The 12,749-nt window shown below is 35.5% G+C and carries 11 protein-coding genes and 1 riboswitch; of the genes, 3 read left to right on the top strand and 8 right to left on the bottom strand.

Annotated elements, in window-relative coordinates; all coding sequences use genetic code 11:
• On the bottom strand, positions 1 to 193 hold a 193-nt coding region (locus tag ADJ83_RS05940; protein WP_048717221.1), incomplete at its 3' end, for a helix-turn-helix domain-containing protein.
• 232 nt (positions 194 to 425) lie between these two features.
• On the opposite strand from ADJ83_RS05940, the gene ADJ83_RS05935 reads away from it, so the two are divergent.
• Entirely contained in the window at positions 426 to 776 is a 351-nt protein-coding gene (locus ADJ83_RS05935) for a hypothetical protein (protein WP_031534766.1), read from the top strand.
• A 74-nt stretch (positions 777 to 850) separates the two neighbouring features.
• Complete coding sequence (locus ADJ83_RS05930) at positions 851 to 1,990, top strand: 7-cyano-7-deazaguanine synthase (RefSeq protein WP_031534768.1); 1,140 nt, start codon at positions 851 to 853, stop codon at positions 1,988 to 1,990.
• Positions 1,991 to 2,022: 32 nt separating this feature from the next.
• Here the strand turns inward: ADJ83_RS05930 and sdhB are convergent, their stop codons facing one another.
• Genes sdhB through ADJ83_RS05915 form a run of 3 tightly spaced genes read right to left on the bottom strand, consistent with a single transcriptional unit; the run spans position 2,023 to position 5,201 of the window.
• Complete coding sequence (gene sdhB, locus ADJ83_RS05925) at positions 2,023 to 2,781, bottom strand: succinate dehydrogenase iron-sulfur subunit (protein WP_031534770.1); 759 nt, start codon at positions 2,779 to 2,781, stop codon at positions 2,023 to 2,025.
• A gap of 1 nt (position 2,782) precedes the next feature.
• Positions 2,783 to 4,546, bottom strand: a complete 1,764-nt coding sequence (gene sdhA / locus ADJ83_RS05920) for a succinate dehydrogenase flavoprotein subunit (protein WP_031534772.1) — start codon at positions 4,544 to 4,546, stop codon at positions 2,783 to 2,785.
• 46 nt (positions 4,547 to 4,592) lie between these two features.
• Entirely contained in the window at positions 4,593 to 5,201 is a 609-nt protein-coding gene (locus ADJ83_RS05915; RefSeq protein ID WP_031534774.1) for a succinate dehydrogenase cytochrome b558 subunit, read from the bottom strand.
• A 668-nt stretch (positions 5,202 to 5,869) separates the two neighbouring features.
• Between ADJ83_RS05915 and ADJ83_RS05910 the strand changes: the two genes are divergently transcribed.
• On the top strand, positions 5,870 to 6,334 hold the full coding sequence (locus ADJ83_RS05910; RefSeq protein ID WP_031534776.1) for a YslB family protein: 465 nt from the start codon (positions 5,870 to 5,872) through the stop codon (positions 6,332 to 6,334).
• A gap of 60 nt (positions 6,335 to 6,394) precedes the next feature.
• On the opposite strand, the gene ADJ83_RS05905 is transcribed toward ADJ83_RS05910, so the two are convergent.
• The 4 genes from ADJ83_RS05905 to trxA form a co-directional block, all read right to left on the bottom strand.
• Positions 6,395 to 8,407 (bottom strand): methyl-accepting chemotaxis protein, encoded by a 2,013-nt coding sequence (locus ADJ83_RS05905; RefSeq protein WP_048717219.1) that lies wholly within the window; start codon positions 8,405 to 8,407, stop codon positions 6,395 to 6,397.
• A 156-nt stretch (positions 8,408 to 8,563) separates the two neighbouring features.
• Positions 8,564 to 9,793: an aspartate kinase gene (locus ADJ83_RS05900; protein WP_031534780.1), complete on the bottom strand. Its 1,230-nt coding sequence runs from the start codon at positions 9,791 to 9,793 to the stop codon at positions 8,564 to 8,566.
• 176 nt (positions 9,794 to 9,969) lie between these two features.
• Positions 9,970 to 10,152: riboswitch (Lysine riboswitch) on the bottom strand.
• A gap of 61 nt (positions 10,153 to 10,213) precedes the next feature.
• A complete protein-coding gene (uvrC, locus tag ADJ83_RS05895) occupies positions 10,214 to 12,004 on the bottom strand; it encodes an excinuclease ABC subunit UvrC (RefSeq protein ID WP_414630335.1) in 1,791 nt (596 codons plus the stop codon).
• 410 nt (positions 12,005 to 12,414) lie between these two features.
• Complete coding sequence (trxA, locus tag ADJ83_RS05890; protein WP_031534784.1) at positions 12,415 to 12,729, bottom strand: thioredoxin; 315 nt, start codon at positions 12,727 to 12,729, stop codon at positions 12,415 to 12,417.
• Between the last annotated feature and the right edge of the window lie 20 nt (positions 12,730 to 12,749).

Genomic DNA, 12,749 nt, shown 5'->3' with positions numbered 1-12,749 from the left:
CTACAACAGCCTGTGAACGCCCCTTCACGCCCAGCTTCTGCATAGCATTAGAAATATGATTTCGAACTGTTTTTTCGCTTATGAATAAATCACTGGCGATTTCCTTAGTCGTTTTGTCTTGGACTAGCAGTTCAAATACTTCTCTTTCTCTTTTGGTTAATAATGGCTTGTGAGTAAATTCATTCTCCTTCAAGTAGTGTAACCCTCCTTGCCTTTGCCAGCTATGAACTTTGGGATGGGTATAGTTATAGTCTGAATATATTATGTAAAATGACAACTTGGAGTGACTGGATTTATGGAAATTGGGAAAGGTTTTTGCCTTTTTAATTTTTTCTTTTCCATTCCCTCTTTTTATTATGTATTTAGAAAAGAATTCCATTGTATAATTAGTATATATTTCCGTATTTAAACCAAGGAGGCAATGAATGAAAAAAGCATATCAGGTCGTAATTTCCGTTATAGTCATTTTTATTCTAAGTGCTTCCATCTATGCTACAAACAGTTTTTCCAATAATAAGGAACAAGTGAAAAGAGCTGTTGAAAATCATCTTTACAATATAAGACATTACAAGCAAAAGGCTATAAAAAAAATCGAGGTTCACTACGCCATGTTTGGATTTCATGCGATTGTCATTTTCCATGATGAAAAAGATGTTGCTTATACTTATATGTATAAATCTGAAAATAAAAGGGTTTATCAGCATTCTTTCAATAAGCTTAATGGAGATGCAATCTCCAGCATTATGGCCAAACATTCCGAGGAAAAGGAGTCATAATAAACTTCCTAAAAAATTAATGGTATAATGGAAAGAAAATTGCACTTCCAAATCTCTAAGTTTTGGTGATAATAATGGATTTAAACATTGAATTCTTGACTAAATTACATCAGGAGCTACTTCAGGATACATATTTTGATTATGAAGGAGAAGGTACTAGTTGTATTGACTTCGTTACCATAATGGGAGCCTTATTTTATTTTGAACACCAATCAAAAAAAGCAAAGAAGGATAATAAATTAATTATTCCAGTATTCCATGCAATCCTTTGGGAAGAAAACAGACCACTACTAGAAAAACTAATAGCTTGGATATTGGATGAACCTGTTCATCTTCAATTCCAACCAATCGATACTGATCTTCTTTCACCTTCGTTTTTACTGCCTAATCAGCATGATGTAACCTTGTTTTTAGATGATTTAGATTCCATCATTGGTGTTGCGCAAAATGCAAAGTCTTCTACTGCCTCCGATTATATTAGACTAGTAAATAAGGAAAATGGAAAATCAAAGCAAGGGAAACTAGCCTCCTTCCTGAGGAGTAAAGGAACAGATTCTACTGAGATTATTACCTTAAATTCAGCGATTTCCAAGAAAATTAGAAAGCAACAATCATCAGTTAGCCTCTGTCTACTCGTTTCGATTGCTGCTGTAAAAACATTTTTCAACGGTGGGAAGTATGTATATGTTTTCCAACTGAGTAAAATGAATCCAGATCCTTCAAATGGTTTTAATATATGGAAAAAATCAATGCATCCGAATACATTTAAACATTTAAATGATATTTATGCTGGTTTGGATCTTCATTTGCAAATTCAAACTCCTATACTTTTGAAATCTGTTCAGTCTCTCATGCTTGATTTGCCTAAAGAGTATAAAATCCAAATTAAGAACACGATAAGCTGTGTACGAATGAGTAGAAATGGAGCTATTCTTCCGTGTGGAATATGTCTTTCTTGCCTGCAAAGAAAAATAGCTTTATCCTCATGCAATAGCGAAGTGTATGATACGTTCTATCACTATGATTATGAGCAAAAAATATCAGATATAGAAAACGACGGAGATCGGACAATTTTTTTGGAAAGTATTCAACAAATGGAAAGTATCTGCGCTTATTTGGAAAACAAATTACCTATGCTATCTTTAGAAGAACAATATATAGCAAAGGAATTTGCCGATGCTTATTATCAATATATGACAAAGTATCAAACGTAAAGAAAGACCACCAAAATTGGTGGTCTTTTTGATTAATGATCACTACCAAAGAAATCCTTAAACGCTTGAAAAGTTGCTTCACGGTTTAATGCTGCAATCGATGTAGTCAATGGAATTCCTTTTGGACAGGACTGCACACAGTTTTGTGAGTTACCACAATTAGCTAGTCCACCATCTCCCATAATTTCTTGCAATCTCTCTTCTTTATTCATTTCTCCAGTTGGATGAGAATTGAAAAGACGAACTTGAGAAAGTGGCGCTGGTCCAATGAAATCTGATTTGCTATTTACGTTTGGACATGCCTCTAAGCAAACTCCGCAAGTCATACATTTCGATAACTCATATGCCCATTGTCGTTTTTTTTCTGGCATTCTTGGGCCTGGTCCAAGATCATACGTACCATCAATCGGGATCCATGCTTTTACTTTCTTCAAGCTATCAAACATTCGGCTGCGATCCACTTGAAGATCACGGACGACTGGGAATGTTCTCATTGGTTCTAAACGAACCGGCTGTTCCAATTGATCAATTAGCGCCGTACAGGATTGGCGTGGTTTTCCATTAATAACCATTGAACAAGCTCCGCAAACTTCTTCTAAACAGTTCATATCCCAAGCTACTGGAGATGTTTTTTTCCCGTCGCTTGTGACAGGATTTCTGCGAATCTCCATTAATGCAGAAATTATATTCATATTAGGACGATACGGCAAAGTAAATTCTTCTACATAAGATGGTGAATTAGGGTCATCTTGTCTTTCAATTTGTAACGTTACTGTTTTTTGCTCCCCCATTTTATTTCACTCCCTCTTTTTGCTTTGAATAATCTCTTTTTCTCGGTTTGATTAAGGAGGTATCCACTTCTTGATAATGGAAATCTGGCGCCTTGTTTCCACCAACAAATTTAGCCATTGTTGTTTTTAAGAAATCTTCATCATTTCTTTCCGGGAATTCCGGCTTATAATGTGCTCCACGGCTCTCATTTCGGTTGTATGCACCAAGGGTAATCACACGTGCTAGCTGAAGCATATTCTCTAATTGACGAGTAAATACGCCTCCTTGATTCGACCATTTTGCCGTGTCATTAATATTAACATTTTTATAACGCTCTAATAGCTCTTGAATCTTATCATCTGTTGCAAGCAACTTATCGTTGTAACGAACAACTGTCACATTGTCAGTCATCCATTCTCCTAATTCCTTATGAAGAACATAGGCATTTTCTGTTCCATCCATTTTCATGATATCCTGCCATTTGGATTCTTCTTGTTTCATAGCTGAATCATATAGAGCAGATGATAAATCTTCTGTGCTTTTGCTTAATCCACTGATATATTTAACCGCATTTGGACCTACTACCATGCCGCCATAAATTGCCGAAAGTAAGCTATTTGCTCCCAAACGGTTGGCTCCATGCTGAGAATAATCACATTCTCCTGCAGCAAATAGGCCTGGGATATTCGTCATTTGATCATAATCCACCCATAATCCACCCATAGAGTAATGAACTGCAGGGAAAATTTTCATCGGAAGCTTACGTGGATCTTCGCCAGTGAATTTTTCGTAAATCTCGATAATGCCGCCTAGCTTAATATCAAGCTCTTTTGGATTTTTATGAGATAGATCTAAATACACCATGTTTTCCCCATTGATGCCGAGCTTTTGATCGACACAAACATGGAAAATTTCGCGGGTTGCGATATCCCTTGGCACAAGGTTTCCATAAGCTGGATACTTCTCTTCTAAGAAATACCATGGTTTCCCATCTTTATACGTCCAGATACGGCCGCCTTCCCCACGAGCTGATTCACTCATTAAACGGAGTTTATCATCACCTGGAATTGCAGTTGGATGAATTTGGATAAATTCACCATTTGCATAATAAGCTCCTTGCTGATAAACAACAGATGCTGCTGAACCAGTATTGATAATGGAGTTCGTAGATTTTCCGAAAATAATTCCAGGACCTCCTGTTGCCATAATAACAGCATCTGCAGGGAAGGATTTAATCTCCATTGTCTTTAAATCTTGGGCTTTAATTCCTCTGCATACCCCTTCATCATCTGTGATAATTCCAAGGAATTCCCAACCTTCATACTTTACCACAAGCCCATCGACTTCATAACGTCTTACTTGTTCATCTAATGCATAAAGTAACTGTTGTCCAGTTGTTGCTCCGGCAAAGGCTGTTCGATGATATTGAGTTCCTCCAAAACGACGGAAGTCAAGTAATCCTTCTGGTGTCCGGTTAAACATAACACCCATTCTATCCATCAAATGGATAATTCCTGGCGCAGCTTCAGCCATTGCTTTAACTGGCGGTTGGTTTGCTAAGAAGTCCCCACCGTACACTGTATCGTCAAAATGTTCCCAAGGAGAATCTCCTTCCCCCTTCGTATTTACCGCTCCATTTATTCCACCTTGAGCACAAACGGAATGTGATCTTTTTACAGGCACAAGGGAAAACAGTTCTAAAGGAGTCCCTGTTTCTGCTACTTTGATTGCTGCCATTAATCCTGCCAAGCCACCGCCAACGATGATAACTTTCCCTTTCTTCATAACAAACGTTCACTCCCTCATCTATTGCTCTATTAATCTACTATTATTAAACAAATGCAAAAATTGCTCGTACACCTACAATTGTTAATGCAACAAAAATTCCTAGTGTTACATATGTATTAATTCGTTGCGATTTAGGAGAAACCGTAATACCCCAACTAACACAGAAGGACCATAATCCATTAGAGAAGTGGAAAATTGTTGAGATAACTCCTACTAAATAGAATACTAACATCCATGGATTAGCTAAATTTTCACTCATCATCTCATAATTTACTTCTTGCCCTAATTGTGCAGCCACTCTTGTTTCCCATACATGCCAAACGATAAATATTAATGTGATAATCCCTGTCACCCTTTGGATATAGAACATCCAATTTCGAAAGTATCCATAATTTTTTGTATTATTTTTGGCTGTAAACGCAATATAGATTCCATAAATTGCATGATACAATATCGGTAAAAATATTACAAAAATTTCAAGAAAATACCGAAAAGGCAAATGCTCCATAAATCCAGCTGCCTTATTAAAAGATTCTGGACCGTTAGTTGCAAAATGATTGACAACTAAATGTTGGATTAAAAATACCCCTACGGGAATTACCCCTAATAAAGAGTGAAGCCTTCTGAATAAAAACTCTCGATTTGCTGCCATAAAATTCCCCCCTAATTGATGACATACTCCCTTTGCCCATAAAGCGATAACATAACCAAAAATTCTTACAATTTAGTGACAATTTAATTGTACTCTTAAAAAAAAATGCGGTCAAGAAAACGGATACATTAAATAAATTTTCTTTCGCTTTTTTTCTATCTATATGTGAAAAAAAGTAAAAATTTCCTCCTTTCTATTATTCGCATAAATTTAATATGCAAATCAAATAATAGAATCAACAACAAAGCCATTTAGAAAATATTTTTAATACAAATTTTGATTACAGCAACCTAATATTTTGATATTGGTTTGGGGACTGCAACTTCTTGTTTTACCTGCTTTTTCTCCCCTTTCCTCCTTTCTTACAGGAATTTGATTCCCTGCTGTTCGCAACTTTTATGAAAAAGTTATAACCTACTAAATGAGCTTTCAAGAGTGTTTGGCATTGCTAAATTAAAAAATCATTCTCTTTTCTTATGATTTTTTTTCGTTTATACAGTATACTATTTAGACAATATATTTTATTCTATTTTATTGGAATCCATACTTTTTTACATCATTAATTATTGTATGGAATAATCCTTCATGACTTAATATGATGACTTTTTAAGGAGATTACTTCTTCTAAGTAAGTGAATATAATAGAATGGTAGAAAGAGGAGAGCATATTGAGTAATTTAACATCCGTAGAAGAAAAAAAACAGGTGGAAGCTGCTGATCCGCTTACTGTTCCCGCATATGGATATGAATTAATTCGAGAAATACTTATCCCAGAATTATTAGGCCGTGAAACCCCTGATCTTTTATATTGGGCAGGTAAACGTATTGCTCGCTTATTTCCTTTACAGGCAATAGAAGAAGCTTATGCTTTTTTTCAAAAAGTCGGATGGGGTAATTTAGAAGTCGTGAAACAAACCAAAAATGAAATTACCTATCATTTATCCAGCGAACTCATTGAAAAAAGATTAAAGGAAAAAGGGAAATGCACATTTCAACTAGAAGCAGGATATTTAGCTCAGCAATATGAGCAGACAAAAAATGTTATTACTGAAGCCTTTGAAGACCCAAAAAGAAAAAATCATAAAGTTACCATTACTGTTCGATGGGATAGTAAAGATTCAGTAGTGGAATAATGAGGTGACTCCATATGACGTAGGAATTTTCTATCAGTTCCTTACGTCATATGGAGTTTTTTAAATGATGAATGCATTTATTTTTTCTTGGAGTTCGACTGCTACATCTGATAATGAGCTGGCTGCTGCTTTTATTTCTTGCATTGCAGCTAATTGTTCTTCGGTTGAGCTTGCCATTTCCTCAGAATAAGCTGCATTCTCGCTTGAAATGGTTAATAATTCATTTGCTGATATACTTACCATTTGTACCTGCTCTGCTATTTGATTAGACAGATTAGCAACTTCCGTCATCTGTGGTGAAATGTTTTTTACACGATGAATAATGCCACTAAAGGCTTCAAAAGTTTGCTCGGATGCCAGTATTCCCTTTTGAACACTTTTTGTAACTGTTTCCATCCCGTCAACAGTTGTTTTTGTATTCGTCAAGATGTTAGTAATAATATCGGCAATTTCTTGCGCAGATTGTTCTGACTGCTTGGCAAGTTTTCCAACTTCTGTCGCAACTACGGCAAATCCTTTTCCATGCTCACCTGCTCTTGCAGCTTCTATTGCTGCATTTAAGGCAAGCAAATTTGTTTGGTTAGCTATTCCACTAATAGTCTCTACAATAGATTCTATTCTTTGCGAGTGTTCTTGTAAGGAATGAATTTGCTGATTCGATGCTTCAACGGAATGATATATTTCATTCATCTGGCTCAGCGTATTGTTTACCGTATTCTCTCCTTCTTGTGCCTGAATGACTGTCTCATTTGTCAATGTGGAAACAATTTTTGCATTTTCGGCAACTTTATTAACATGATTCTCTATTTCCTTTAATGCATTAGAATTTTCCATTAAATTATCCTTCTGTATTTCGGCCTTACTTGAAACTTCCTCCAATGCTCCAGCTACATATTCAGATGCAGATGCTGTTTGATCAGAGCTTGCAAGCAATTGCTCAGACGAAGCGGCAATATGTTCCGATTTTTCGTTTACATCTTTAATGATACTATGTAGATTTTTTGCCATATTTTTAAACGCGTGAGCTACTTGGCCTATTTCATCCTCTCTATAAATGTCTACTTTCTCTGTTAAGTTCCCCTCACTCATTTTTATTGCTGTTTCCTTCAAGTTATTTAATGGTCTAATAAAGGAATTAATGAGCAAGAATACAAAGAATCCGCTTACTAATAACGACACTACAATTACTAGAACAGTTTGATACAAAATAGGAAAAGTCATATCATTAATTTCTGACTTATCTACAACACCAGTGATTTTCCAGCCTACTGTTTCATTCGTTATATATTGCAGAATATAGTTATTTTCTCCATCGGCTAGATCGATGCTTCCCTCATTTTTGTCGAACATTTGATTAAACACTGTCTGTTCAGCAGCTGTACCGGCTTCTTCCTTTGGATGTACAATATATTTTTTATCTTGATTTAAAATGATGATATAGCCTTTATCACCTATTTTTACATCTGAAACCAAGCTTTTTATTCGCTCTAAGCTAACTTCCATTCCTACTACACCTTTTTTATCCTCCGTCTGTTTAGAAACAGCCACAACTAAACTGCCTGTAGCAATCGAAGTATAGGGACTAGAAACGTAAACAACCCCCTCTTTCTCCATCCCGTTTGTGTACCATGCATCTTTCCTTGGATCATAGCCTTTTCCTTGAATACTATTCGGAGATTGGATGAGTGTTCCTTCTTTAGAACCAAAGAAAACGCTCTCAATTTCTGGATTCATTTCCATGTATTTATCAAATTCTGTCTTTACCGTCGAATAACTTTCTTCTGATTCATCAAAATTAACTTTTTCCGAATAAATCACCGTTTGATAGATACTGGTGCCTAATGTATTCCTAATAATATTGTCGACTATTTTTACGTTTTCAGACGAAGTATTTAAAAATTGATTTTCCATTTCATTTCTCGCTTTTATATATGAAAACGTGCTAATAATTAAACTTGGAATAATTAATATTAGTGCAAAAGAAATAATCATTTTGGTTTTCAACTTCATTTTAAATCTTGTTTTGCTCTTCTCCTTAGTTCTTTTTACCCTATTCCAACTCATTTTCTTCATAGCAGAACCTCCTTTATAGTAAAATATTCCTCTTTTTATATCTTACCATATATATTAAGCGTTTTCATAACAAAATTTTCTATTTTCCATTTTTGAAAATCAAACTAAAAAGCCGCTCCCTAATCCAAGCTTTTGGAAAGAAGCGGCTTTTTGTTTTTATGCATTCACTGGAATTTTACTTAATTCAAACGCATCATGCAATGTTTCTACTGCTTTAACCATATTCTCTTTTTCGATAACAGTGGAAACTTTAATTTCTGATGTGCTCACCATTTTAATAACAATTTCTTCAGCTGATAATACTTTAAACATATCTGCTGCAACACCTGGATTGGAAATCATTCCAGAACCAACAATAGATACCTTGGCTAAGCCTTGTTCAGAAGTAACTTTATCATATCCTAGTACACTCTTATTTTCTTCTAATACTTTTAAGGTTTCTTCTAAATCACTATCTTTAATGGAAAATGATAGGTTTGTCAGCTGATCATTAGTAAGACTTTGGATAATAATATCTACATTTATATGATGAGATGCAAGTGTTGTGAAAATAGTAGAAAGACTTGTTAACGGATTTTTTAATCCAAATACCGTAACACTCGTAATATTATCTTCAAACGCAACTCCACGTACGACTAAATTTTGTTCCATTGAAACTTCCTCCTCGATGATTGTTCCTTCTTCTTGTTCCATACTGGAGCGGACCACTAATGGAACCTGATAGTTTTTTGCATATTCTACCGCTCTTGGATGCAGAACCCCTGCCCCTAAATTCGCTAATTCTAACATTTCATCGTAGGAAATAGCTAATAGCTTTCTAGCATTTTTAACAAACCGAGGATCTGTTGTGAAAACACCGGTTACGTCTGTATAAATGTCACATTTATCCGCTTTTAGCGCTGCTGCAATAGCAACTGCTGTTGTATCAGAACCACCGCGACCAAGTGTGGTAATATCACCAGCTTCTGTAACTCCTTGAAATCCTGCGACAATAACCACTTTACCATCTTGAATTTGCTTTTGAACTTTTTCTGTTTGCATGTTTAAGATTCTAGCATTGCCATGAACGTCCTCTGTTTCTATTCCTGCTTGCCAACCAGTATAAGAAATAGCGTCAACGCCTTTTGCCTGTAACGCCATGCTAAGAAGGCTAATTGTAATCTGCTCTCCAGTTGATAGTAATACATCCATTTCCCGTTTGGACGGCTTTGGATTTATTTCATTTGCTAGCGTCACAAGGGAATCTGTTGTTTTCCCCATTGCAGAAACAACAACAACTACATCATTGCCTCGATTTTTTTCCTCCATTACTCTTTCTGCTACATGTAGTATTCTTTCAGCACTACCTACTGATGTTCCACCGAACTTTTGTACAACTAAACCCAAAGTCATTCCCTACCTTCTTGTAATCTTAGAGGTTTCTTTTTCTTTCTCATTGCTTTTTATTTATGTATTTCCTTTTCTTTTCCAATAATTTTAAATTCCAGAAAAAACGGATTAAAAAAAGCAATGAGAAATATCTCATTGCTGTGCAGGCCAATAATAGTATTAATTCGCACAAACAGTGAGATAGCTCTCCAAAACAGTTCCTTGTTTTGACAATCTTACATTTATTCAATGCAAAACCAGTAAAAAAAGCCATGAGAGCTTTCTTTACTTCGGCGATCTATCCCTTTCATAATTCTTCTCTGAAGCTCATTCTTCTCCGAATTATTACTATTGAAGTTCGCACCTCTACCTTCACTTATTAAGTTATAAGTTGCCATCATTATAGCATAATGTTTTCATTCCAACAAACATTATTTTCTATTCTTGTAATTTAGCAAGTAGCTGTTCCGCCACATTTGTTGGTATTCCAATTTCTAAGAACTCTTCCATCGAGGCTTCTTTCATTTTCTTGACTGAACCAAAAGTCTTTAACAATAATTTTCTACGTTTCTCCCCAATGCCAGGAATATCGTCTAATATAGATTGAAAAGCATTTTTCCCTCTTAATTGACGATGAAACGTAATCGCAAAACGGTGAACTTCATCTTGGATTCTCTGCAATAAATAGAATTCCTGACTATTTCGCTCCAGTGGAATAATCTCTAAGGGATTTCCATATAGCAGCTGTGAGGTACGGTGCTTGTCGTCTTTCACTAATCCCGCAACTGGAATATCTAAGCTCAATTCGTCTAGCAGAACCTCTCTAACTGCCTCTAAGTGTCCCTTGCCTCCATCAATTAAAAGTAAGTCTGGCAGTGGCAATCCTTCTTTTAAAACTCGTTGATACCTTCTACGAACTACTTCACGCATCGATTCGTAGTCATCTGGACCTGTTACTGTCTTAATTTTATATTTGCGGTATTCTCGTTTCGACGGTTTTCCATCGATAAATACAATCATTGCAGACACAGGATTTGTCCCTTGAATATTACTATTATCAAAAGCTTCAATTCGGAGCGGAGTATATATACCGATTTGCTTCCCTAGGTTTTCAACCGCTTTTATTGTCCGCTCTTCGTCTCTTTCGATTAAGGCAAACTTTTCTTTTAAGGCATTTTTCGCATTTTTATTTGCCAATAAAACAAGTTCCTTTTTTTGTCCCCTTTGTGGCTTTGTTACTTTTACCTTTAATAACTGTTCAACAATATCCCCTTGTATATCGTCTGGAAGATAAATTTCCTTTGGCTTAAAATGATTGGCTTTATCATAAAATTGTCCTAGATAAGTCAACATTTCCTCTTCCGGCTCTTGATAAATAGGGAACATACTAACATCTCGTTCAATTAGTTTCCCTTGCCGAACAAAAAATACTTGAACACACATCCAACCTTTGTCATAGGAATAGCCAAAAATATCTCTGTCCACTAAATCCGTCATCATCATTTTCTGCTTTTCCATTGTTGCTTCAATATGGGCAATTTGATCGCGATATTCCTTCGCGCGTTCAAAATCTAATTCTCCTGATGCTGCCATCATTTTTTCGGACAAGTCTTTTTTTATTTCTTTGTACCCACCATTTAGGAATTTTGTAATATCATCCGTCATTTTCTTATATTCCTGCTCACTAACCTCATTCACACATGGAGCCAGACATTGCCCCAAATGGTAATATAAACATACTCTATCTGGTAATACATTACACTTCCGTAAAGGATAGATTCGATCAAGAAGCTTCTTCGTCTCATTAGCCGCTTGTACATTCGGATATGGACCGAAATACTTTCCTTTATCCTTCTTTACATTTCGCGTTGTAATGAGTCTTGGATGTTTTTCTGCCGTTAATTTGATAAACGGATAGCTTTTATCATCCTTCAACATAATATTGTATTTTGGATCATGCTTTTTAATCAGATTTATTTCTAAAATAAGCGCTTCGATATTGGAAGAGGTTATGATATATTCAAAATCTTCTATTTCATTGACTAGTCTTAATGTCTTTCCATCGTGAGAGCCTGTAAAATAGGAACGAACCCGATTTTTCAGCACTTTTGCTTTTCCAACATAAATAATCGTGCCTTGTCGGTCCTTCATTAAATAACAACCAGGCTGATCAGGTAAGATCATTAATTTATTTTTAATGATATCGTTCAATGTTTTCCCTCCCAGCATGCAAACCTAAACAAACGAACATATATACTATCTTCTCTAATTATAGAGAATTTCATCGAATCATCAAGGAAAAAGTATAGGATGGAAATATTTTATGAGAACGGTTTTATTTTTGGATTCGGATTGGATGGGTTTTGCCTTTTTAATAAATTAATTATTGGTTGAGATATTTCCTCGATGAATGCCACTTATTTGTTTTTCCTATTATTTGTGGTTTTCATTCCTTCTATGAACGCCTCTTTTCTTGCTTTTCCTCTTACTCGTGGTCTTTATCCCTCCCCAGAACCCACCATTTACAGAAACATATCTACATACATCCTTCGTTCCACCAATAAAAAAACTGTAAACACTTCCTCATTTTCTGAGTGTGTCTACAGTTATTTCCTCTTCAAAGAAGATTAAATTCTTTATTAAACATGTTTAGATAATAATTCTGAAAGAGCTTCTTTAGGTTGGAAACCTACTACTTTATCTACAACTTCACCATCTTTAAGAACTAGTAATGTTGGAATACTCATTACGCCAAATTTAGATGCTGACCCTTGGTTTTCATCTACATCTACTTTTACGATTTTTACACTGTCTCCGATTTCTCCATCTAGTTCTTCTAGAACAGGAGCAATCATTTTACAAGGTCCACACCATGGAGCCCAGAAATCTACTAGTACTACACCTGAACCTGTTTCTTCTTGGAAAGTTTGATCTGTTGCATGTGTAATTGCCATTTATTATTTGCCTCCTTATT

It is taken from the genome of Bacillus sp. 522_BSPC (assembly GCF_001076885.1).
In the GTDB taxonomy this organism is placed as follows: domain Bacteria; phylum Bacillota; class Bacilli; order Bacillales; family Cytobacillaceae; genus Niallia; species Niallia hominis.
Note: the sequence above shows the minus strand (reverse complement) of the source record. Positions and strands in the feature narration are given on the sequence as shown.

Excerpts from the sequence above, each read along its gene's own strand:
- ADJ83_RS05935 (WP_031534766.1), top strand. The coding sequence starts at position 426 with ATGAAAAAAGCATATCAGGTCGTAATTTCCGTTATAGTCATTTTTATT.
- ADJ83_RS05930 (WP_031534768.1), top strand. The coding sequence starts at position 851 with ATGGATTTAAACATTGAATTCTTGACTAAATTACATCAGGAGCTACTT.
- sdhB (WP_031534770.1), bottom strand. The coding sequence starts at position 2,781 with ATGGGGGAGCAAAAAACAGTAACGTTACAAATTGAAAGACAAGATGAC.
- sdhA (WP_031534772.1), bottom strand. The coding sequence starts at position 4,546 with ATGAAGAAAGGGAAAGTTATCATCGTTGGCGGTGGCTTGGCAGGATTA.
- ADJ83_RS05915 (WP_031534774.1), bottom strand. The coding sequence starts at position 5,201 with ATGGCAGCAAATCGAGAGTTTTTATTCAGAAGGCTTCACTCTTTATTA.
- ADJ83_RS05905 (WP_048717219.1), bottom strand. The coding sequence starts at position 8,407 with ATGAAGAAAATGAGTTGGAATAGGGTAAAAAGAACTAAGGAGAAGAGC.
- uvrC (WP_414630335.1), bottom strand. The coding sequence starts at position 12,004 with ATGCTGGGAGGGAAAACATTGAACGATATCATTAAAAATAAATTAATG.
- trxA (WP_031534784.1), bottom strand. The coding sequence starts at position 12,729 with ATGGCAATTACACATGCAACAGATCAAACTTTCCAAGAAGAAACAGGT.